This window comes from Allobosea sp. OK403, from assembly GCF_900113835.1.
Classification (GTDB): Bacteria; Pseudomonadota; Alphaproteobacteria; order Rhizobiales; family Beijerinckiaceae; genus Allobosea.
In genome coordinates, this window is record NZ_FOQV01000002.1 from 926,666 (window position 1) to 948,894 (window position 22,229).

The window sequence follows — 22,229 nt, forward strand, 5'->3', positions numbered from 1 at the left end:
TATCCATCTTGGCAAGCAGGTTTCGGACCACAGGGACTGGGCTCGGCGATGAAGCCCTTCTCGGCCTCGTTTTGCGCATTTCGAACCGCGCCGATTTGCTCTAGAGCAGGATGCGAAAAAGTGGGAACCGGTTTTTCGCATCGATCCTGCTCTCACGTTTTGATGAGAGTAGGATGATTTCAGATGGGGTCACTTTGTGCTCCCATCTGAATTCATCCTACTCTTGGGCTGCAAGGACAGGCGAGAGCTACGGGAGACGGGACAAAAGTGGCGAGCGCCGACGACAACTTCCTGCAGGGTGGCGCGATAGGACCGGTCGCGCGCGATAGCCTGACGCGCATCGTCTACAACAATCTGCGCCTCGCTTTGATGGAAGGCCGGTTCTGGCCGGGCCACCGCTTCAAGATCCGCGAACTCGCAGCCTCGATGCACGTCTCCGAGACGCCGATTCGCGAGGCGCTGATGCAGCTGGTGCGAGCGCGCGCGCTCGAACTGATCGACGGCCGCTCGATCATCGTCGCCCATATGTCCCTCGCCCAGTATCTGGAGCTGAGGACGATCAGGCTGTTCCTCGAGGGGCTGGCCGCCGAACGCGCGACCGCCCGGATCGACGACGAAGGCATCACCCAGATGACCGCCCTGCACGCCGAACTTGCGGCGGCCGAGACCGAGGGCCGCTGGTCGGACGCCGTGCGCGCGAACTGGCGCTTCCATCACCGGCTCTACGAGGCCGCCGACATGCCGGAGCTGCTCGCGCTGCTCGACGACATCTGGATGCGCAACGGCCCGCTGCTGAACTACCATTATCCTCATGCGCGGCCGACCTATCCGGGGCCGCACGAGCACTTGCGCATCCTCGAGCGCCTGCGCGACCGCGATGGTGCGGGCGTGCGCGAGGCCGTGCAGACCGACATGATTCAGGGCGGCGAGAAACTGGTCAAGCTGCTGGAATCGGGCGGCGACACGCGCAACCTTGCCCGCGAGGCCAGCCCTCAGACCGAACCGCGCCCACGCGCCTCGCGATAGGCCTGCGCGATCGCCGCGGCATCCAGCCCGTAACGCGCGAACAGATAGGGCGTCGTGCCGCCCTCGGCGAAGACGTCGCGCACGCCGACGCGGCCAAAGCCTGTGCGGACACCCGCCTCCATGAGCTGCTCGGCGACCGCGCTGCCCAGGCCGCCGATAATCGAATGGTTCTCGCAGGTCACGACCGCCCGCATGCCCTCTGCCATCGCCGCGATGCGCGGGTCGAGCGGCTTCAGAGTCGGCACATCGACGACGCCGACCGCGATGCCCTCCGCGGCCAGGAGATCGGCCGCCCGCAACGCCTGCTCGACCATCATCCCGCAGGCGAGGAGCAGGCCTTCCCCCGGCGGCCGCACCATGCGCACCTTGCCGATCGACAGCAACCGCTCCCAGGGCGCCAGCGCGGCCTCGGTGCCGTCGGCCCGTTTCAGCCGGAGATAGACCGGGCCGTCATGAGCTGCGGCAGCCCGGACGGCGGCTGGAACCGCGGCGGGGCAGCTCGGCTCGATCACCGTCATGTTGGGCAGCGCCCGCATCAGCGCGATGTCGTCGATCGCCTGGTGCGAGACGCCCAGCAGCGTGGTCAGCCCCGGGATGACGCCGACGATCTTTACGTTGAGGCGGGGATAGGCGACCTGCATAGCAATCTGGTCGTAGCAGCGGCGCGTGGCGAAGACGCAGAAGGAATGCACGAAGGGGATTTCGCCGCTGCGCGCCATGCCCCCGGCGATGCCGATCATGTTGGCCTCGGCGATTCCGACCTGCAGGAAGCGCTCCGGCAAAGCGTCGCGGAACAGATCCGTCTCGGTCGGCAGCGTCAGGTCGGCAGTCAGGCAGACGATGCGCGGGTCCTGCCGCGCCAACTCGAGCAGCGTCTCGCCATAGAACTTGCGGTTGGGCGCAGTCGCCGCGCCGCGCTGGTTGAAATCCTGGACCGTCAGCGTGTCGGGGGTCATGGATGTCATGGCACGTCCCCTGCGTTGGACAAGGCCGCCATCGCCGCAGTGGCGACATCGGTGGGCAGCTTCAGATTATGCGCCAGAATGCCTTCGAGCATCGGTACGCCCTTGCCAGCCAGGGTACGCACGACGAGGCAGGTCGGACGGGCGGACGGCGCACGGGCCCGGTCGAGCGCGCCGAGCAGGCCCGGGATGTCGTGGCCGTCCACCACCTCCTGGGCCCAGCCAAAGCTGGCGAATTTACCGGCGATCGGCTCGAGCTTGACCACGCCGTCGACATGGCCTTCGACCTGCATGCGGTTGTCGTCGATGAGCAGGCAGAGATTGTCGAGGCCGAGGCTGCCTGCGAGCAGGGCCGCCTCCCAGACCTGCCCTTCCTGAAGCTCGCCATCACCCAGGATGACATAGATGCGGCTGGCATCGCCGCGCCTGCGGGCCGCCAGCGCCATGCCGATGGCCACCGACAGGCCCTGCCCCAGCGAGCCGCATGTCGCCTCGATGACCGTGCCGACCCGCTCCGACGCGTTCACCTCGAAGGGCGAGCCGTCCTTGCAGTAATCGCCGATTTCGGCGGCCGGCACGAGCCCGCGCTGCGCCAGCGTCGCATAGAAGATCGCCGTGTTGTGCGCTGTCGAGAGCAGGAGCCGGTCGCGCGCCGGCCAGTCGGGATCGGCCGGATCGAGCCGCAATTCGGCGAAATACAGCACCGCGAACAGATCGGCCGCACCGAGACCTTGCTGGACATAGCCCTGCCCGGTCGGCGCGACGAGCTCGATCACCTTGCGCCGCAGCTGCAAGGCGATCTCGGCGAGTTCCCGGGGATCACGGATGCGCAGCGCCGGCTGCCGTTCGGCACCGCCGCTCATGGTGTCCTCGCCTGGCGCATCTCGTCTCTCCCAGCCAGGGCTTGTGCCAACCCATGGACCATGGCCAGTATATGATATATTCGAATCCCGTCTAGGGAGAGAAGGCGATGAGTCTCGTATTTGGTGCGGTCGCCGACGATTTGACTGGCGGTCTCGAACTGGCCTCGATGATCCGGGCCGGCGGCGTGCCCTGCGCTTTCGTCACAGAGCTGCCCGACACCGTGAGCGATCCGGCCATCGTCGTGGCAAGGCGCACGCGCGTCGCTGAGCCCGCTTTGGCGGTGGCGGATATCAGCCGCGTCGGCGCCTGGTTGATCGAACGCGGCGCGCGGCAGATCTTCTTCAAATACTGCGCGACCTTCGATTCCACGCCCCATGGCAATATCGGCAACTGCGCCGATGCGCTGCGCCAACTGACCGGCGGCCGGCTTGCGGCGTTCTGCCCGTCCTTCCCGGAAGCCGGGCGGCGCGTCTTCCAGGGTCATCTCTTCGCCGATGACAGGCTGATCTCGGAATCGCCGAAACGGCACGATCCGCTGACGCCGATGACCGATCCCGACCTCGTGCGCGTGCTGCAGCAGCAGACGACGACACCGGTCGGATTGATTCCGCAGCAGATCGTGCGCGCGGGGCTGGAGGCGATGACGCGCCATTGCGAACAGCTGATTGCAGACGGCGTCGGCTTCGCGCTCGCCGACGCCGCGGTGCCCGATGATCTCGCAGCGCTGGCGGCGCTGACCGTCTCCTGGCCGCTGATGACCGGCAACTCCTCGATCGCCGCCTATTATCCGGCGCTGTGGCGCGAGCGCGGGCTCGTCGATCCCGATGATGACGTGCCTCTGCTGCCGCCGGTCGCAGGACCGGGCGTCGTGCTCGCCGGCAGTTGTGCGGAGAAAACCAGGCGGCAGCTCGAGGTCTTCGCGAGGGAGCGCCCGGTGCTGATGCTCGACCTCGCCGCCGTTGGTGACGCCGATGCGACAGTGGCCGAGGCGCTCGCCTGGGCCCTGCCCCGCCTCGCCGACGGCCCCGTCGCGATCGCGACGTCCGCCGAACCCGACGCGGTCGCGGCCGTGCAAGTCAGGCTTGGCCAGCGTCGCGCCGCCTCGCTCGCCGAGGAGATCTTGTCAAAACTGGCACAGGCGCTGCGGACAAGCGGCGTGCGGCGCTTCCTGATCGCCGGCGGCGAGACTTCAGGGGCCGTGCTGGACGGCCTCGCGATCCGCTCGCTACGCGCCGGCGCATACCGCGCCCCGGGCATCTCGCAGGCATTGTCGGAGGGGGCGACGCCGCTGGCCTTCTGCCTCAAATCGGGCAAGCTCGGCCCCGAGGACATGCTGCTGCCGATGCTCGCGAGCATGGAACAGGGAGAAAAGCCGTGACCGCCGCGATGCCGGAAGCCGATGCTCGTGCCGAGCTGTGCAAGATCTACCGGAAGATCGAGGGCTCGGGCCTGAGCCTCGGCAATGCCGGCAATATCAGCCTGCGCCTGGGCGACGTCATGCTGATCAGCCCGACCGGCGCCGACGGGGCGACCGTGGCGCCGGAGGATTTCGTGCTGACGCGTTTCGACGGCACGGCGCTGTCGCAAGGCACGCCGTCCAGCGAATGGGCGATCCATGGCGGAATCTACGCAGCCGGGCTCGCCCAGGCCGTGATCCATGCCCATCCCGATGCTTGTGTCGCGCTGTCCTGCCTGCGCCGTCCCATGCCGCCGTTCCACTACATGGTGGCGGCCTTTGGCGGGCACGAAGTTCCCTGCGCCCCATATGCGCCCTTCGGCACGACCGCGCTCGCCGAAGGCGTCGTGGCGTCGCTGGCGGGCCACAGCGCCTGCCTGATGGCCAATCACGGCATGGTCTGCATCGGCTCTACGCTGGCGCAGGCCTTCGCACGCACGGTCAAGCTCGAAATGCTGGCGCGACAGCTGCTGCTGGCGCGCCAGGCCGGCGAGATCGTCCATCTCACCCGGGACGAGATGGACACCGTGCTCGGACGCTACGCCGAATACGGGCGCGGCCGCCTGTCGAGCGGCTGAATGCCAGGCCTTTGATTTAGCGCATTGTCTTCACGTGAACCGGTGTCCACTTCGCTCTCAACTAAGAGTGAGAGCGGGATCAATGCGACAAACCGGTACCTCCTTTTTCGCATCCTGCTCGAGATTTCACCCATGTCTGGAGGAATGAGATGATTATCGTCACGGGCGGGACCCATGGCATCGGCCGGGCCTGCGTCGAGCGCCTGGGGCCACGCGGCGTCGTTTTCACCGGCCGCGACGTCGCGGCTGGCGAAGAGCTGGCGGCGCAGGTGCCGGGCAGCCATTTCGTCGCCGGCGATGTGACAAGCGAGCAGGACTGCCGGCGCGTCGTCGAGGCCGCCCTCGACCATGGCGGCGGGCGCCTTGCCGGCCTGGTCAACAATGCCGGGCTCGGACGGCGCATGGTCTTCGCCGAGGCGACCCTCGAGGATTGGGACGCCGTGATGAACGCCAATGCCCGCAGCGCCTTCCTGTTCACGCGCCATGCGCTCGCTGGTCTGCGCGCGGGCAAGGGTGCGGTCGTCAATGTCGCCTCCGTCGCGGGCAAGTTCGGCGAGGAGGGGCTGGCTGTCTACTGCGCCTCCAAGGCCGCCGTGATCGCGATGACGCAGGCGCTGGCGCTCGAATTCGGCGAGGAGGTGCGCTTCAACGCGATCTGCCCCGGACAGATCGCGACCCGGATGATGTCCAAGGTGCTGGCCGATCCGCTGCGGCTGCGGCAGCTCGAACAGCGCATTCCCGCCGGTCGCCTCGGCGATCCCGGCGAGGTCGCCGACGTGGTCGAATGGCTGCTCTCGGACAAGGCGAGCTATGTCAACGGCGCCGTACTGAGCGTCGATGGCGGCGAGACGGCCGGGTTGCGGACGCCGCGCCTGCCGGAAGGGTTTGTCGCGGGCTGATTTGCTGGAGCATGCCGCTGATGCTCGGAAACGCGCCGTCATCCTGGGCGACCGAAGGTCGTCCCGGGATCCATCGTAGAGCGCTGCTCCCTACGATGGATCCCGGAGCTGCGCGGCAGAGCCTGTCCTTCGGCCGATCGAAGATCGGACCCGAGGGCCGCTTGCCCAGGATGATGGGGCGTTTATGACGGCCGGCCGCCTCAGGCGCGAGGCGGCACCAGCTCCTGGACCGTTTTCGCCTCAGCCGCGATGCGCTCCCAGTCGTAGAGCATCGGCACCATCTCGCAGGCGCTCCAGGGCGTATTCTGGTCGGCGTAATGCGGGCTCGCCGGATGTCCGGAGGTGCCGTGGAAGACGGCCCAGCGGCTGTTGTCCCAGTTGCCGACATCGAAGACATAGCGCGCCAGCGCGCCATAGGTCGCCGTTGGACCGGCTGAGGGAACGATCCCGATCGCGAGCACGGTGTCTCCGTCTCCCCCGACCGGCAGGGACGGCGGATCAAGCCGCTGCGCCCAGTCGGGAAACTGTGCAGAGAGCGGATGGGCGAAGCGCGGCTGGTGCTCCTCGCCCCATGTCTTGCCCGTGAGCGTCGCCGCCGCCTCGGAAAGCGCCTCCGACAGCACGTCGTCCCAGGTCAGGCCGTTCAGCATCCCGGCATCGTCGTCGCGCAGCAATGTCGGCACCGCCCACCAGACCTGGCCCTGCGGCGAGACGCCGGGCGCCACCGCAGCGAAACGATGCGCCGTCGCCTGTTCCAGCCTGCTGCGCACAGTGACGATCCGCGTCAGGGCCCGCCGAAAGGCATTATAGGCCGCAGCCGAAGTCGAATCCGCATCCATGCGACCGTCCCAGGCCAGCAGATCCTGCCGCAGCCGTTCTGCGTCGGCCTGTTCGCGCAGGCCCAGCACTGCCAGGCGGGTGCGAAACAGGTCGAGATGCGGGGATTGCGTATCGGCATGGATGGCCGCTGCGTCAGCGACGGCGAAGGGCGCCCCCGAATCCAGCCGCTGCAGGATGCGCTCGGCGCGATAGGGCGGGTGGCAATCGGTGCAGAGATAGTCGGGATGATCATCCGCCACGACCCGGTTGTTGGCGGTGACGATCAGCCCGCCGGGCGGGTCTATGACGCAGGGCATCGCCTCATGCGCGATCCACCCCTGCCATTCATGCTCGGCCGTCCAGCCGGGCACGGGCAGCCAGCCATTGTCGCGCGAGCGAACCGGCACGCGCGCACGCACCAGATGACCGATCGCGCCGGCCGTGTCGCCGGCCACGAGATTATGGTCGATCAGCCCCCAGCCGCGCGTCGCCTCGTAGAGTTCCGAGACGGTCGAGGCCGCAGGCATCCGGGTCAGGCAATCGAAGGAGAGGTCGGTCTCGGCGAACTGGACGGAGCGCAGGGACAAGCCGACGCCCTCGCGCGGATCGCCCGCTATCACCGGGCCATGGCGCGTCTCGAAGATCTCGAACTCCCGGTCGGCCCCGCCCCTGACGGCGATGCGGTCGCGCCGATGGATGACGGGCTCGAAGCCCTCGCCGAAGCGCACCGCCCTGCCCTCGTCAGTGAACTGCTCGAGATAGAGGTCGTGGATGTCCATGAAGGCATGGGTGACGCAATAGGCGACGCTGCCATTATGGGCGAAATGCGGGAAGCCCGGCACGCCCGGCACGGTGAGGCCGATCATGTCGAAACGGTCGCAGGCGAGATGGTGCTGCGCATACATGCCGGGGATCTCGAAGACGCGATGGGGGTCGCCTGCGAGAATGGGCCGCCCCGTCGCCGTCCGGTCCGGGCCGACCGCCCAGTTGTTGCTGCCGCCTCCGGCCGCATCCGAGGCATCGCCGCCCATGGCCTTGAGCAGGTGATCGACTGTCGGCGCCAGCGCCGCCAGATCGGCTTCGAAGCGGTCGGCCTGGGCACCGGGGGGAATGCAGAGCAGGTCGCGCCCGCCATCGTCGTAGCGCAGCTTCAGCGCGTTCTCCGCGCCCACGATCGGCAGCGCCAGCATCCGCCAGAGCTTGAACCAGATCGAGCCCATCAGCAGGCCGAGCCGCCGCATCACTGCGATGCTGTGCCAGGGCTCCCAGGTCTCGGGCGTTGCGCCCAGCAGCGTGTATTCGCAAGGCACCGGCGCACCGGATTCCAGGAACGCGTTTACGCCGGCCGCATAGGCCTGCAGCATCGCTTTCGCCGCGTCGGCCAGCGCATCGTAATCGCGCCGGCAAGCCTGCTCCATACCCAACCGCCGCACCAGGATGTCGGCCTCGGCGGCCTCGGCTCCGAGCCATTCGGCGGCGCGCCCCAGCGCCTTGCGGCGCGTCAGCTCCATCTGGAAGAGGCGGTCCTGCGCATGAACGAAGCCGAGCGCCCGATAGGCATCCGCCTCGCCCACCGCCTTGATGTGCGGAATGCCCCAGGCATCGCGCCGGACGGAAACAGGTGCCTCCAGGCCGGACAGGGATAAAGAGCCCGACAGCGGCGGCAGGGCCGCCTCGAGGGCGTCGCGATCGGCATCAGTCGTCATGGAGATCTCTCGTCAGGCGCGTTTGGGCGATTCAGGCGTCGAGGGTGAGCTGCCAGAACATCGGAAAACTGGACTGCACGATCGATTTGACGCGCGAGCGGTAGCCCGCCGGCCGGCTGAACTGGCCCCACATCACCGAGGGCGTGTCCTTGTAGGCCTCGACCTGGATCTCGGCCGCGATGCGCTTGCGCGCGGCCGGATCAGGCGCCTTGGCATAGGCTGCGAGCTTCTCGCTGATCGCCGCGTCGCAGCTCCAGCCGGCATAGTTCGCGCAGTTGTTGCCGATGTAGAAATGCGTCAGCGGCGACATCATGTCGATGCCGTTGGCATAGACCGGGAAGATGCCCCAGCCGTCCTTCTTGGCCCGGCGCGCGAGAACCGTGCCCCAGTCCATCACCTGCTCGTCGACGGTGAAACCGGCTTTGCGCATGTTATCCGCCAGCACCGTCCCCGCCGTCTGCGAGATCGAGCCCGCGACCGACAGGAAGACGATTGGCTCGCCCTTATAGGCGGTCTTCTTGAGGGCGGCGCGAGCCTCCTCGATCGCAAGCCTGGCAGTGGCTGCGCCCTCCGTGCTGCTGAGAGGCGCGTCGCACATGAAGAAGGACGGGCAGTTCTTGACCAGATAGCGGTCGGGGATGCCGATGGCCTGCAGGACCTCCCCTTGGTCGACCAGTTTCCAGAGCACCTCGCGAACCGCCCGGTCGGCAAAGGGGCCGGACGCATGGTTGAGCCGGAAATTACCCTGGAACATGTCGAGGCCGGTCAGGGCCATGACCTTCACATTCGGCGCCTTCTCGAGCTTGTCGAGCCAATCGAAGGGCAGATACTGCATGTAGTCGATCTCGCCGGCGATCAGTGCGGTCGCCGCCGTCGCGTCGTCAGGCATCGCGCGCAAGACCACCTCATCGACTTTGACCACCTTCGCACCGGCCAGGAAATCGGGTTTCTCGGAGCGCGGCTTGTATTGCTCGAAGCGCTCAAGAACCATCCGATCGCCCGATCGCCAGGCGCTGGCCTTGAACTTGAACGGCCCCGATCCGATGATCTCCTTGATGCGCTCGTCTCCGGGCGGGAAAATGCGCTCGGGCATCATCGCCGGCACAGGGGCATTGGGCTTGCCCAGCACGTCGAGCATCAGCGGGAAGGGCTCGCGCAGCACGATCTTGAAACTGCGCTCGTCGACCGCCTCGATGCCAGCCGCGGCGGCCATCAGCATCTTGCCGAGCGCATCGCCGCGGGCCCAGCGCTTGAGCGAGGCGACGCAATCCGAGGCCTTGACCGGCGCACCGTCATGCCAGGAGAGGCCGTCGCGCAGCTTGAACTGCCAGCTCAGGCCGTCGGGCGCGGTCTCGAACGAGTCCACCATCTGGGGATGGATCGTCCCTGCGAGGTCCATCGCGAACAGCGTGTCGAAGACGTGATAGGCGAAGGTGCGCGTGATCGCGGCCGTCGTGGCATGCGGATCGAGGATCACGACCTCGGATTCGAGCACGGCGATCATCGACTTCGTTGCCGCCTGAGAGCTCGTGGGAACGACGAGGCTCGCCAGCGCCGCCGCGCCGCCCAGGAGGATACCGCGTTTGCTCAGTTCCTGCCGCAACATGGCTTCCCCTTTTGGCGTAAGATCGCGTGAAAGGCGCCCGTGAATATACGATATATCGAACTCGCGGTGTCAAGCCTCACCAGCGACCTCCCGCTGGGATCACAACTGGCTTACTGCTGCTGACGGCAAGAAGACGCCGGACGTACCGACAATCGATAATGGCCCGTCAAGAGTGTCATCAGGCAAATTGGACGCGGACATTCCTGCAGTCCGCTAAGGAGCAGATCCGGATGCGGCGCGACCTAAACGCACGATCGTGGAGAGGCTCCGATGCAGCTTAGGACTTATATTGGTGTATCAGCCACATAGGTGCTCGCGGTTTTGTTTTGAATGGCGCGTCATTCTTCTCAAGGACTTAGCATCAGTCCTTGGACACACGGCGACGGCGTTAGATGTTTCGCTGTCCAGATGCTGCCCAACTTGCAAGGCCTCTGCGCCCCGTTTCCGCCCGCGTGGCATGCCCCTCCCCGCTGACCTCGGCTTGCAGGTCACTTGACATTGAAGATGCATTTATCATTATTGATATTGATGAATGCGCCCCTTCCCAGCCTGATCCGAAGGCCACGCGACGTGGTCTATGAGTCGCTGAAGCGACAGATCATGATCAATGATCTGCGCCCCGAGAGCGCTTTGACCGAACTCGGCATGGCGCGCGAGCATGGCTGCAGCCAGGGCACGATCCGTGAAGCCCTCTTCCGCCTGCAGGAGGACGGGCTCGTCACCCGCTCCGGCCATCGCGGCACCATGGTCACCCGGCTCGACCCCGAGGAGGCGGAGGAAATTCTGGCGTTGCGTCGCCGCATCGAACTCCGCGGCGCATTGCGGGCGGTGCAGCATGTCGATAGCGGCAGTCTGGAGCGTCTGCAGGCCATCCAGACCGATATGGACGCCGCCGCAGCAGCCGCCGACGAATACGCCCTGATCGCGCTGGACATGGCTTTCCACCTGACCATCTTCCGGCTCTCCGGGCTGGACGCGCTCGAGCAGATCCTGACCCGCTGCACGCTGCATTCGCATCGCTCGAAGCTCTGGGCGCCGGGCCATCGCCGCCCGCTGGTCGAGACAGCCGCTCGCCACCGGGAGCTGTTTGCATTGCTAGAGGCCCGCGACGGTGGAGGCTTGTCGCGGGCGATCGCGGAGCACATCGACACCATCGTCCTGCGCGACGGAGAAGCCTGATGCAACCCTGGATCGATCCACAGATGGGGGCGATTCTGGAGCGCATGCGCACCGGTCCGGCCTTCGATTTCCGCGCCGCCCCGATCGCCGAGGCGCGCGCGACCGTCGATGCCGCGACACTGCCCTGGAGCGAAGGCGCTCCAGCCATCCCGGCGCGCGATCTTGCCATTCCCCGCGATCTTGCCATTCCCACTGCGGGCACCGCCATGCGCGCGCGGCTTTACCAACCCGAAGCCGGGCCGGTATCCGCCGTCATCGTCTATGCCCATGGCGGCGGCTGGACCTTCGGCTCGATCGAGACCCATGACGGCACCATGCGCCATCTCGCGGTCGCGGCAGGCTGCGCTGTCCTCGGCGTCGATTACAGGCTCGCGCCCGAACACCCCTTCCCCGCGCCGCTCGACGATCTCATGGCCGCCATTGCCTTCGTGGAGCAAGGCGGCCTGGGCAAAGCCATTCCCGCCGGCGCAATCGCCGTGGCAGGCGATTCCGCCGGCGCCAATCTGGCGCTTGCGGCGCTGTTGCGCCGGCGCGACGAAGGCCTGCCGTCCCTCTCGGCCGCAGCGCTGTTCTATGGCTGCTACGAGCCCGATTTCTCGACACCGAGCCATGCGGCGTTCGGCGGCGGCGACTACCTGCTCACCAGCGCCAATATGCGCTGGTATTGGAACAATTTTCTCGGCGGCGAGCCCGATGGCACGGCGAGCCTCGCAGCGCCCGTCCGGTCGAATCTCGCGGGCCTGCCGCCGCTCTATCTTTCGGCCGCGGGGCTCGATCCGCTGCGCGATGACACGATCAGGCTGGCGCGGCGCCTCGGCGAAGCCGGGGTGCGCTTCCGTTTCGACCATGTTCCCGGCGTCGTGCATGGCTGCCTGCGCATGAGCCGGGAACTCACTGCGGCCGCCGCCATGCTCGCGGCCGGCGGCCGACACCTCGCCGACCACCTCAACGATAAAAAAACCGGAGGAAACCAACCATGGAACGCAGGACTTTCATCAAGTTAGCGGGCGCAAGCGCACTGTCCGTTCCCCTTGCCGCCCCTCTCGCCCGCCCCGCCATCGCTCAAGGCGCGACGACGGTGCGCTGGTGGTATCATTTCGACAATCCGCAGCATTCGCCAGCTGAACTCGTCGCCAAGTTCGAAGCCGAGAATCCCGGCATCAAGGTTCAGGCGGAGAGCATTCCCTGGGGTGGCGGCAATGACTACCAGACCCGCCTCTTCGCTGCGCTCGTCGCAGGCAACGGTCCCGATTGCGCTATGGTCCGCCTGTCCTGGGCCGCGCGCTTCCAACAGATGAAGGCGCTTGCCCCGATCGACGACCTGATCGCCGGCTGGGCCGGGCGCAGCGACATCGCCGACAATATCTGGAAGCTCAACAAGGGCGCCGACGGCAAGCAATATTACCTGCCGCTGCAATATGTCGTGCTCTATCTCTACTACCGGCAGGATCTGTTCGAGCAGGCGGGCCTGAAGCCACCCGCGACCTTCGAAGATTTCCGCGGCGCGGCCAAGGCGCTGACCAAGGCCGACGTCTCGGGCTTCGGCCTGCGCGGCGGCAGCGGCGGCTTCGACCATTGGGGGCCGTTCGTGCTCGGCGGCGGCGCCAGCTTCGAAAAGGGCGGCATGCTCAGCGAGAAGGCGCTCGCGGCCAATCGCTGGTTCGTCGATCTCACCCTCAAGGACAAGGTGGTGCCGGCCTCGGCGCCGACCGACAGCTTCCGCCAGATCGTCGACACCTTCAAAGCCGGCCGCACGGCCATGACCATCCACCATGTCGGCTCGGCGAACGAAATCGTCGGCGTGCTCGCCGACAAGGTCTCGGCCGTGCCGGTGCCACGTGGCCCGGACGGCAAGGGCTGGACCTATTTCGGCGATGAATCCAACGCCGTCTTCGCCGCCAGCAAGGCGCGCGAGGCCGCCTTCAAATGGTGCGCCTTCCTCTCCACCGCGGAGAACAACGTGGTGCTCAACAAATTCACCGGACAATTGCCGATCGCGACCTCGGCGGCAAAGGACTGGACGCTGCACCCCAAACGTTTCGTCGAGGCGAGCGCCGCCTCGCTGCCGATCGCGGCCTCGCTGCCCGATTCTCCCAAGACGCCGGACTTCATCGCCAGGATCTGGCCAGCCAACATGCAAAGAGCGCTGCTCGGCCAGATCCAGCCCGACGAGATGATGCGCGCCATCGAGCAGCATTTCCATGGCTGACGCGACTGGCGGCGACCGGACGGCCGGCCTCCGCCCCTTGCCCTCGTTTCGACAGGTTCGCATCGTGGCTTCGCTCACCACCACGGACAGAGGCAGGCCGCCCCTTGGGCGCGGCTCGATGCCATTCTGGTTCCTGCTACCGGCCATTCTGGTCACGGCAGGCGTCGTGCTCGTCCCCGTCGCGCAGACGGCCTGGCTCAGCCTGCAGGACTACCTGCTCTACGACCCCGACAATGCCCGCTTCATCGGGCTCGGCAATTTCGCCAAGATCGCCAGCGACGAGGTCTTCTGGATCTCGCTCGGCCAATCCTTCATCTGGATCATCGGCGTCGTCGGACTGCAATTCCTGCTTGGGCTCGCCGCGGCCTTACTGCTCAACCAGAGCTTCTGGTGGCGCGGGCTGGCGCGGTCGCTCGTCATCATCCCCTGGGCGCTGCCGAGCGTCATCATCGGGTTGATGTGGACCTGGATGTACGACTTCAACCTCGGCGTCATCAACGACATCGCGATGCGCCTTGGCCTGATCGCGGCGCCGATCGCCTGGTTGGCGAGGCCCGACACCGCACTCTACGCCATCATGCTGGCCCTGATCTGGCAGGGTTTCCCCTTCTTCGCCGTGACCATCCTGGCTGGCTTGCAGACCGTGCCGGCCGAGCTCTACGAAGCGGCCGAGATCGACGGCGCCACGGGGCCCCAACAACTTTTCCACGTTACCTTGCCCGCAATCGCCGACGTCATCGCCACCGCCCTGCTGCTGCGCACGATCTGGGTGGCGAATTCGCTCGACGTCATCCTGGTCATGACGGGTGGCGGGCCGGGCTACGCTACCCACACCCTGCCCCTCTACGCCTTCCTGCGCGCTTCGAGCAGCATGGAATTTGGCTATGGCGCGGCGCTGGCGCTCATCCTCACCGCGATGCTGCTGGGCGTCGTCTTCCTCTATGTCCGGCAGGCCGCGAGGAGCATCGAGACATGATCGAGCGCCGCTCTCGCACCCGGCGCATTCTGGAGGTCGAGCTTCCCGTCCTCCTGATCGTTCTTTTCGCGCTTGGCCCCTATGGCTGGATGATCCTGACCTCGCTGAAGCCTCAGGCGGAGCTCTCGACCTGGCCCCTGACCTATTGGCCGAACAAGCCCACGCTGCAGCATTACAGCGACCTGATCGCACGCACGAACTTCGCCGGCAGCCTGGGCAACAGCCTGATCATCGCGATCGGCGCCAGCCTGCTTGGCCTTGGAGTCAGCATCCCGGCGGCCTATGCCTTCTCGCGCTTCCGCTTTCGCGGCCGCCAGGGCCTGCTGACCGGCTTCCTCGTCATCAACATGTTCCCGGTCGTGCTGCTCATCATCCCTCTCTTCCTGATGATGCGTCGACTCGGGCTGATCGACACCTTTCTTGGCGTCATTCTCGGCCATTCGACCTTTTCGATCCCCTTCGCGATCTGGATGCTGACCAGCTATTTCAACGCGATCCCCAAGGACCTCGACGAAGCGGCGATGATCGACGGTGCCAGCCGCCTCCAGACCATCCGCCTCATCATCCTGCCGTTGCTGATGCCCGGCGTCGTCACCGCGGGCATCTACATCTTCATCACCTCCTGGAACGAATATCTCTTCGCCATGATGCTCTCGGGCCAGGCAGTGCGCACCGTCACGGTCGCGCTGCAGCTCTTCATCGGCGAATTCACCATCCAGTGGGGCCTTCTCACGGCCGGCGGCACGTTGATCGCGCTGCCGGTCACCTTCCTCTTTCTCCTGGTGCAAAGGCGGCTCGTGGGCGGACTCACGGCCGGAGCGGTGAAATCATGATGACGAATTCCATCGGGGTCATCTCGATGTTCTATGCGCGGCCCTTCGCGCGCGAGCATTTCGACTGCTTCCAGCGGATCAAACGGGCCGGAGCCGATGTCGTCGAGCTCCTGGTGCCGGAGCCGGGTGAGCTCGACCTCGGCGAGACCCGCGCAGCGATCAGGGACGCTGGCCTGTCCTGCGTGCTGGCCGCCCGGGTCAATCTCACCCGCGACCTCGCCAGCGCCGAGATCGGCGCGCACAAGGCCGGCATCGCCTATCTGGACGCTTGCGTCGATATCGCCGCCGCCTTGGGCGCGACCATCGTCGGCGGCCCACTCTATGGCGCTCCGCTGGTCTTCGCTGGTCGGGCGCCCGCCCCCGTCGATGAGAGCGAACGCAAGCGCCGCATCGACGCCATCGTCGCGGGGCTCGCGCAAACCGGCCGGCGCGCCGCCGATTCCGGCATCCTGTTCGGCGTCGAACCGCTCAACCGCTTCGAGACCGATATCTGCAACACGACCCGCCACGCTCTCGAAATCGTCGAGCGCGTCGGCAGCCGGGCTGTCGGCGTGATGCTCGACACCTTCCATATGAACATGGAGGAATTCGATCTCACTGATGCCATTCGCAGAGCCGGATCGAAGCTCGTGCATTTCCAGGCCAACGAGAACAACCGCGGCTTCGTCGGCTCCGGCCATATCGACTGGCCCGCGATCGCGCGAGCCCTGCGCGACGTCGCCTATCGCGGGCCGATCGTGCTCGAACCCTTCCGGCGCAGCGATGAGCGGGCCGGCACGCCGCTCGCCCAATGGCGCGCGCCGACAGAGAACGAGGACGAGCCGCTAGCCGCCAGCATCGCCTTCCTCAAGGCCGCGCTCGCCTTCGCCGGGAGGACCGCATGACCGCCTCCCGGACAAGCACGCTGCGCATCGGCTGGATCGGCTGCGGCACCCATGCCAACGAAATGCTGCTGCCGCAATTGACGCGGCATGATGTCGAAATCGTCGCGCTCTGCGATACGGATGAAACGCGGTTGAATACAACCGGTCGGCGCTATGGCGTCGCCGAGGCCAGCCGTCTGCGCGACTGGCGCGACCTGCTCGCGCGCGACGACATCGACGCTGTCGGGCTTGCCGTCGGCCCCGGCCTGCATCACGAGATCGGGCTGGCGGCCATCGCGCGCGGCTTGCCGCTCTTCATCGAGAAGCCGCCGGCGCCGACGGCCAAGCAGGCCGCCGAACTGGCCGCAGCTGCGGCAAGCCGAAAGGTACCGGTCGTGCTCGGCTTCATGAAGCGCTACTCGACGGCCAATCGCATCGCGGCGAATGTCATCAGCTCAACCGAGTTCGGGGAAACGGCGAGCTTCCTCGGGCAGTACATGACCGCGCCGACCTACTTCGCCAATAACCCGGACTATAGCGGCTTCTATCTGCATCATTGCGTGCATTATTTCGATCTGGTGCCGCATTTGATGGGGCAGGTCGCCTCGGTCGGCGCAAGGCGGCACGAATTGGCGCCCGGAAAATTGCTGCTCCATGTCGATTTCCGCTTCGCCAATGGCGGCATCGGCACGCTCGTCATGGGTACGCACCAATCGCGCGGCACACCGATGGAATGGTGGCAGGTGATGGGAGACCATACCCGCGTCGAAGTGCGTAACCTCCACGAGGTCCGTTATTTCCGCAATCCGCCCTTCAAGGTCTCGAAACCCGACGCGAGCCTGATCGACGGGCAGGATACGCTGGTCTGGGAGCCCAATTTCACAGCCGCCGCCAATGAGGATCACAAGGGCTATCACGCCCTGCTCGGCGACTTCGTCCGGGCCGCGCGGGGCGAACCGACCGCGGCGCCGAGCGCAGCGGATGGCGCCGCAGCCATGGCCCTGCTCGAACGGGTCATCGCGGCTTCCGGATAGGCGCCGCGTCAGTTCGAGAAGCGAGGAATCTGAAATCATCCAGCTCTAGCGAAATCTGGCGAAACGGCTGTGTCTGGTGACACGCCGTTCTTGCTGCTTCCGCGAATGCGCATGGGAGGCCCGGCCAGAGCCCCCGCGACGTGACTTCGCTCAATCCGCGACATCTCCCTTCGCCGGCTCCGCCTGCCCGCCCGTCGCCTCACGCATGCCCTGCCGCAGCGTCTGGACCAGCTTGTTGAGCGCGATCATCCCGGGGATGTCGAAGCCGGAATGGCGCAGCAGCGCGTCGGTCAGGCAGCCCGTCTTGGGATGCAGGCTCGCTCCCTTCTGCGTGAGATGCACCTCGACCAGGCGCTCATCGATGCTGCTGCGCCGACGCGTGAGAAACCCCGCCGCCTCGAGCCGCTTGACCGCCGGCGTGATCGTGCTCGGTTCCAGCGCCAATCGCTCGCCGATCGCTCCGATCGTCAGCCCATCCTTCTCCCAAAGCGCGCTCAGCACGAGATACTGCGTGTAGGTCACGCCGAGCCCGTCCAGCATCGGCTTATAGACGCGCTGGATCGCCAGCGAGGCGGAATAGATCGAGAAGCAGAGCTGGCCGTCGAGCGGCAGGGTCGGGGCGTCGGTCATCGGGGTCCTCGGGAATGGCGTCTTCGCGAAAAAGAATATCGCGATAAAGAAAGTGCTTTACAAGCCCGGGGCGGGTCATTATGGATTTAATTCTCGCGATAATGATTATCGCCGATACAAAAAAGGAACCGCTGTCATGACCAAGACCCAGATCTCCGCCGCCGCGCTTGCCCTCTCAGCCGTCGTCGCCGGCACCACCGTCCAGGCCGCCCCTGCCGTCAAGAACGTCATCCTCGTCCATGGCGGCTTCGTCGACGGCTCCGGCTGGCAGGGCGTCTACAACCAGCTGAAGACAAAGGGCTACAACGTCACCATCGTCCAGAACCCGACCACCTCGCTCACTGATGACGTCGCCTTCACCAAGCGGGCGATCGCCCAGCAGGATGGGCCGGTCGTCCTGGTCGGCCACTCCTATGGCGGTGTCGTCGTCAGTGAGGCCGGCACCGACGAGAAGGTCAAGGCGGTGGTCTATATCGCAGCCTTCGCACCAGATAAGGGCGAGTCCGTTTCCTCGCTGATCGCCAACCCGCCTCCGGGCGCTTCCGTCCCGCCGATCCTGCCGCCGGTCGACGGCTTCCTGGCCCTCGACAAGGCCAAGTTCGCAGCCGCCTTCGCCGCCGACGTCGACGCCAGGACCGCAGCCTTCATGGCCGACTCGCAGGTGCCCTGGGCCGTGGCCGCGCTGACCGGCGCCGTCACCAACCCGGCCTGGAAGGTCAAACCCAGCTTCTATCTCGTCGCCACCGACGACCACATGATCCCGCCCCCGGCCCAGCGCCAGATGGCCAAGCGCGCCGGAGCGACCGTGGTCGAGACCAAGGGCAGCCACGCCGTCTACGTCTCGAAGCCCGGCGTCGTCGCCGAGATCATCGAAAAGGCCGCAAACGCCAAGTGACCTGAGCTGAGACGACCAAGCGCATCCGTCGTCATCGACATGAAAGGGCGGGCCCAAAACGGGCTCGCCCTTTCCGCTCATCAAGCCATGCGGTGATTTGGAAGAGGAGCGCAGCATTCGCCATCGCTCTGCTCAGCGGCAACGAAAGCGCCGCTTCAGCCGTGCCTCAAACGATCCGATTGGCCGGCAACAACCGCAGACGCCACAAGCGGTGACGGCTTCGACTACGCCGCGGCGCGCGCACTCATCGTCAGCAACTCGTAACGCGCGACGGTCTCGCCATCTTGGTTGAAGACCTCGGCGTCCCAGCGCACCTCGCCATATTCCGGCTTCCGTGCCGCCTGCTTCTGCTTGACCGTGAGGCGGACGCGGATCGTGTCGCCCGGCGAGACCGGCTTGAGGAAGCGCAGGTTGTCGAGGCCGTAATTGGCCAGGAGCGGTCCCGGCGCCGGATCGACGAAAAGCCCCGCGGCAAAGGCGAGGATCAGATAACCATGGGCGACCCGGCCCGGGAAGAACGGGTTCGCCTTGGCCGCCTCCTCGTCCATATGCGCGTAGAAGGTGTCGCCGCTGAAATGGGCAAAATGCTCGATGTCGTCGAGCGTGATCGCGCGTGCCCCGGTCTCGACCGTGTCGCCGACGGTCAGGGCATCGAAGTCCAGCTTGAAGGGGTGCGTTGCCGCGACGGGCGCGGGAGCGCCCTTGATCCAATTGCCCGTCAGCAGCGAGAGGCGCCCGGGCGAGCCCTGCAAGGCCGTGCGCTGCATATAGTGGAACACGCCGCGCAGGCCGCCGAGCTCCTCGCCGCCGCCGGCACGACCGGGACCGCCATGAACCAAGTATGGCAGCGGCGAGCCATGGCCGGTCGATTCCTTGGCGCAGTCGCGGTCGATGACGAGCAGGCGGCCATGATAGGAGGCCATGCCGAAGATCAGCGCCTCAGCCACTCCCTGGTCATAGGTGAAGACCGACGCCACCAGGCTGCCCTCGCCCATCGCCACCAGCGCGACGGCCTCATTCAGGCTGTCATAGCCCATCAAGGTCGCAACCGGGCCGAAGGCTTCCGTCGTGTGCGCATGGCGAGCTTCGCGCGGTTTGGCGCAACGCAGCAGCACCGGCTGCATGAAGGCGCCCGTCGCGATATCACCGCCGATCACCGCGCCGCCTGCCGGATCACCGCACAGGATCTCAGCCTCACCGGCGATCTCAGCCACTTTCGCGCGGACGTCTTCGCGCTGAGCCAGGCTCACCAAGGGACCCATGCGGACCTCCTCGAGGCGCGGATCGCCGAGCTTGATCGCAGTGAGCTGGGCGGTCAGGGCCTCGCCGACGGCCGTCTCCAGCTCGCGCGGAACGAAGATGCGGCGGATCGCCGTGCATTTCTGGCCCGCCTTCACCGTCATCTCGCGCACGACCTCCTTCACGAAGAGATCGAATTCGGGCGTGCCGGGACCTGCGTCCGGGCCGAGCACTGCGGCGTTGAGGGAATCGCGCTCGGCGATGAAGCGTACGGCATTGCGCGAGACGGCCGGATGGTTGCGCAGCTTTTCCGAGGTGCCGAGCGAACCGGTGAAGGAGAGCACGTCCTGCCCCGTGAGATGGTCGAGCAGGTCGCCGGTCGCGCCGCAGACGAACTGCAAGGCGGCAGCCGGCAGAATGCCGGACTCGACGATCAGCCGGATGACGGCTTCGGCGACATAGGCTGTCGCCGTCGCAGGCTTGGTGATGACAGGGACGCCGGCGAGAAAGGCGGGAGCGAGCTTCTCCAGCGTGCCCCAGCACGGGAAGTTGAAGGCGTTGACGTGGACAGCGACGCCCTGGAGCGGGGTCAGCACGTGGAGGCCGACGAAGCTGCCGCCCTTGGACAGCGCCTCGCTCGCGCCTTCCACGACAAAACGCTCGCTCGGCAATTCCCGGCGCCCGCGCGAGGCATAGGCGAACAGCGTGCCGATGCCGCCGTCGATATCGATCAGGTTGTCGCGCTTGGTCGCACCGGTCTCGGCAGCCAGAGCGTAGAGCGGCTCCTTATGCGTGTTGAGATAGGTCGCCAGCGCCTTGAGCAGGTCGGCCCGCTGATGAAAATTCAGCGCCCGCAGCGCCGGTCCACCGACATCGCGTGCATGCGCAACCATCGCGGCGAAGTCGAGCCCGGTACTGGAAGCGCGCGCGACGACTCGCCCGTCGATCGCGCTGGGAATGTCGACGAGACCGGAGGATGGCTCGAACCATTGGTCGAGCGCATAGCTTTGCAGGATCGCGGTCATGGCTCAGAGTCCTCCCGATCAGCGGAGCCTTGCGTTCGCAGGTTGACAAGCGAGCTCCTTGCGTAAAAGATTAACCGATCGGCCGGTTAATTCAAGAGGCTCGCAAAGAGCCCGACTCCAGGGAGGATAGAAATGCAGCCGAAGACAGGCTTGCCGACGAAAGACTTGGAGCCCGTGCTTCTCGTCGACCAGCGCGACGGCTGGACCAAGCTGACATTGAACCGCCCGGAGCGGTTGAACTCCTTCAACGAAGCCATGCACCAGGCCTTGGCCGCAGCCCTCGACGAGGCCAGCGCCGACGAGCGCTGCCGCGCGGTTCTGCTCACTGGCGCCGGTCGCGGCTTCTGCGCCGGGCAAGATCTGAGCGACCGTCTCGGCGGCGATGGACCCCACGATCTCGGCGCGACGCTCGAAGCCTTCTACAACCCGCTGGTGCGGCGGCTGCGGGCTTTGCGCCAGCCGGTGGTCTGCGCCGTCAACGGCGTCGCCGCCGGCGCCGGCGCCAATGTCGCACTAGCCTGCGATATCGTGCTGGCCGCGCGCTCGGCAAAGTTCATCCAGTCTTTCGTCAAGGTCGGCCTCGTGCCGGACTCGGGCGGAACCTTCTTCCTGCCTCGGCTGGTCGGTCCTGCGCGGGCGCGCGGGCTCGCCATGCTGGCGGAACCTCTCCCGGCCGAGACCGCCGAAGCCTGGGGCCTGATCTGGAAAACCGTCGAGGACGCAACCCTGCAGGAAGAGGCCGAACGGTTGACCGCGCATCTTGCGACGCAGCCGACGCAGGCGCTCAGCCTGATCAAGCAAGCGCTCGATGCCGCGCAAGAGAATAGCCTGGACGAGCAGCTCGACCTTGAACGTGATTTCCAGCGCAAGGCCGGCCGCACACCCGATTATCGCGAGGGAGTGAGCGCCTTCATGGAGAAGCGACCGCCGCGTTTTTCGGGGCGCGGCTCATGAGCGCGCCTCTCGCCGCTCTCTCGCCCGACGAGATCGCGCGTCGCGCCGCCCAGGTGATGTGGGCCAGCGACAAGGCAAGCCAGGCGCTGGGAATGGAGATCGTCTCGACCGGACCGGGGGAGGCCGTGCTGGCGATGATGATCTCGCCGGACATGACCAACGGCCACGGCACGGCCCATGGCGGCTTCATCTTCGCACTCGCCGACAGCGCCTTTGCCTTTGCCTGCAACTCCTATGGCGAGACCACCGTCGCAGCCCATTGCAGCATCTCCTATATCGCGCCGGGCAAGGCCGGAAACCGTCTGGTCGCCGCTGCCCGTGAGATCTCGCGCAGCGGCCGCTCCGGCATCTACGATGTCCGTGTCAGCAGCGACGGCGCGACGATCGCCGAGTTCCGCGGGCATTCCCGCACCATCGGCGGCTCGTTCATCGAGCTTGCCGTGAACGCGCCGCAGAGCGCGATCCGATCATAAGCT

Annotated in this window: 20 protein-coding genes; 14 read left to right on the forward strand and 6 right to left on the reverse strand. The window is 66.4% G+C overall.

What is annotated here, in order from left to right; translation table 11 throughout:
* The first annotated feature begins 267 nt into the window (after positions 1 to 267).
* Complete coding sequence (locus BMZ97_RS10355; protein ID WP_244546327.1) at positions 268 to 1,026, forward strand: GntR family transcriptional regulator; 759 nt, start codon at positions 268 to 270, stop codon at positions 1,024 to 1,026.
* On the opposite strand, the gene BMZ97_RS10360 is transcribed toward BMZ97_RS10355, so the two are convergent.
* On the reverse strand, positions 993 to 1,991 hold the full coding sequence (locus BMZ97_RS10360) for a transketolase family protein (RefSeq protein ID WP_092168085.1): 999 nt from the start codon (positions 1,989 to 1,991) through the stop codon (positions 993 to 995). The two genes, BMZ97_RS10355 and BMZ97_RS10360, sit on opposite strands and share 34 nt — an antisense overlap.
* Complete coding sequence (locus tag BMZ97_RS10365; protein ID WP_092168087.1) at positions 1,988 to 2,851, reverse strand: transketolase; 864 nt, start codon at positions 2,849 to 2,851, stop codon at positions 1,988 to 1,990. The genes BMZ97_RS10360 and BMZ97_RS10365 overlap by 4 nt, the downstream gene beginning before the upstream one ends.
* Before the next feature lie 107 nt (positions 2,852 to 2,958).
* Between BMZ97_RS10365 and otnK the strand changes: the two genes are divergently transcribed.
* From otnK to BMZ97_RS10380, 3 genes are all read left to right on the forward strand, one after another.
* Positions 2,959 to 4,230, forward strand: a complete 1,272-nt coding sequence (gene otnK, locus BMZ97_RS10370) for a 3-oxo-tetronate kinase (protein ID WP_092168090.1) — start codon at positions 2,959 to 2,961, stop codon at positions 4,228 to 4,230.
* The gene (locus BMZ97_RS10375; protein WP_244546328.1) at positions 4,227 to 4,886 is read left to right on the forward strand and encodes a class II aldolase/adducin family protein; all 660 of its coding nucleotides are present in this window, start codon (positions 4,227 to 4,229) and stop codon (positions 4,884 to 4,886) included. Before otnK ends, BMZ97_RS10375 begins: the two co-directional genes overlap by 4 nt.
* A gap of 149 nt (positions 4,887 to 5,035) precedes the next feature.
* A complete protein-coding gene (locus BMZ97_RS10380; RefSeq protein ID WP_092168093.1) occupies positions 5,036 to 5,785 on the forward strand; it encodes an SDR family NAD(P)-dependent oxidoreductase in 750 nt (249 codons plus the stop codon).
* A gap of 200 nt (positions 5,786 to 5,985) precedes the next feature.
* Here the strand turns inward: BMZ97_RS10380 and BMZ97_RS10385 are convergent, their stop codons facing one another.
* Positions 5,986 to 8,310 (reverse strand): penicillin acylase family protein, encoded by a 2,325-nt coding sequence (locus BMZ97_RS10385; protein ID WP_092168096.1) that lies wholly within the window; start codon positions 8,308 to 8,310, stop codon positions 5,986 to 5,988.
* Between the two features lie 31 nt (positions 8,311 to 8,341).
* Positions 8,342 to 9,916 carry an ABC transporter substrate-binding protein gene (locus tag BMZ97_RS10390; protein WP_092168098.1) on the reverse strand — a complete coding sequence of 525 codons (1,575 nt, stop codon included), beginning with the start codon at positions 9,914 to 9,916 and terminating at the stop codon, positions 8,342 to 8,344.
* A 528-nt stretch (positions 9,917 to 10,444) separates the two neighbouring features.
* Here BMZ97_RS10390 and BMZ97_RS10395 point away from each other — a divergent pair.
* The 7 genes from BMZ97_RS10395 to BMZ97_RS10425 are packed head-to-tail and all read left to right on the forward strand — an operon-like array spanning position 10,445 to position 17,010.
* Positions 10,445 to 11,095, forward strand: a complete 651-nt coding sequence (locus tag BMZ97_RS10395) for a GntR family transcriptional regulator (RefSeq protein WP_280141731.1) — start codon at positions 10,445 to 10,447, stop codon at positions 11,093 to 11,095.
* Positions 11,095 to 12,099 (forward strand): alpha/beta hydrolase, encoded by a 1,005-nt coding sequence (locus BMZ97_RS10400; protein ID WP_092168105.1) that lies wholly within the window; start codon positions 11,095 to 11,097, stop codon positions 12,097 to 12,099. The genes BMZ97_RS10395 and BMZ97_RS10400 overlap by 1 nt, the downstream gene beginning before the upstream one ends.
* Positions 12,072 to 13,304, forward strand: coding sequence for an ABC transporter substrate-binding protein (locus BMZ97_RS10405; protein WP_092168108.1), 1,233 nt, complete (start codon positions 12,072 to 12,074; stop codon positions 13,302 to 13,304). The genes BMZ97_RS10400 and BMZ97_RS10405 overlap by 28 nt, the downstream gene beginning before the upstream one ends.
* A complete protein-coding gene (locus tag BMZ97_RS10410) occupies positions 13,297 to 14,280 on the forward strand; it encodes a carbohydrate ABC transporter permease (protein WP_244546329.1) in 984 nt (327 codons plus the stop codon). The genes BMZ97_RS10405 and BMZ97_RS10410 overlap by 8 nt, the downstream gene beginning before the upstream one ends.
* Positions 14,277 to 15,113 carry a carbohydrate ABC transporter permease gene (locus BMZ97_RS10415; RefSeq protein ID WP_092168111.1) on the forward strand — a complete coding sequence of 279 codons (837 nt, stop codon included), beginning with the start codon at positions 14,277 to 14,279 and terminating at the stop codon, positions 15,111 to 15,113. Before BMZ97_RS10410 ends, BMZ97_RS10415 begins: the two co-directional genes overlap by 4 nt.
* Positions 15,113 to 15,997 carry a sugar phosphate isomerase/epimerase family protein gene (locus BMZ97_RS10420; RefSeq protein WP_092168113.1) on the forward strand — a complete coding sequence of 295 codons (885 nt, stop codon included), beginning with the start codon at positions 15,113 to 15,115 and terminating at the stop codon, positions 15,995 to 15,997. The genes BMZ97_RS10415 and BMZ97_RS10420 overlap by 1 nt, the downstream gene beginning before the upstream one ends.
* Positions 15,994 to 17,010 (forward strand): Gfo/Idh/MocA family protein, encoded by a 1,017-nt coding sequence (locus BMZ97_RS10425; RefSeq protein WP_092168116.1) that lies wholly within the window; start codon positions 15,994 to 15,996, stop codon positions 17,008 to 17,010. The genes BMZ97_RS10420 and BMZ97_RS10425 overlap by 4 nt, the downstream gene beginning before the upstream one ends.
* Before the next feature lie 150 nt (positions 17,011 to 17,160).
* On the opposite strand, the gene BMZ97_RS10430 is transcribed toward BMZ97_RS10425, so the two are convergent.
* The gene (locus BMZ97_RS10430; protein ID WP_092168119.1) at positions 17,161 to 17,640 is read right to left on the reverse strand and encodes a MarR family winged helix-turn-helix transcriptional regulator; all 480 of its coding nucleotides are present in this window, start codon (positions 17,638 to 17,640) and stop codon (positions 17,161 to 17,163) included.
* Positions 17,641 to 17,776: 136 nt separating this feature from the next.
* On the opposite strand from BMZ97_RS10430, the gene BMZ97_RS10435 reads away from it, so the two are divergent.
* Entirely contained in the window at positions 17,777 to 18,535 is a 759-nt protein-coding gene (locus BMZ97_RS10435; protein ID WP_092168121.1) for an alpha/beta hydrolase, read from the forward strand.
* 224 nt (positions 18,536 to 18,759) lie between these two features.
* Here the strand turns inward: BMZ97_RS10435 and paaZ are convergent, their stop codons facing one another.
* Complete coding sequence (paaZ, locus tag BMZ97_RS10440; RefSeq protein WP_092168124.1) at positions 18,760 to 20,799, reverse strand: phenylacetic acid degradation bifunctional protein PaaZ; 2,040 nt, start codon at positions 20,797 to 20,799, stop codon at positions 18,760 to 18,762.
* A 132-nt stretch (positions 20,800 to 20,931) separates the two neighbouring features.
* Here paaZ and paaG point away from each other — a divergent pair, with 132 nt between their 5' ends.
* Positions 20,932 to 21,753, forward strand: a complete 822-nt coding sequence (gene paaG, locus BMZ97_RS10445; protein WP_092168127.1) for a 2-(1,2-epoxy-1,2-dihydrophenyl)acetyl-CoA isomerase PaaG — start codon at positions 20,932 to 20,934, stop codon at positions 21,751 to 21,753.
* On the forward strand, positions 21,750 to 22,226 hold the full coding sequence (gene paaI / locus BMZ97_RS10450; RefSeq protein ID WP_092168130.1) for a hydroxyphenylacetyl-CoA thioesterase PaaI: 477 nt from the start codon (positions 21,750 to 21,752) through the stop codon (positions 22,224 to 22,226). Before paaG ends, paaI begins: the two co-directional genes overlap by 4 nt.
* The last annotated feature ends 3 nt before the right edge of the window (positions 22,227 to 22,229 follow it).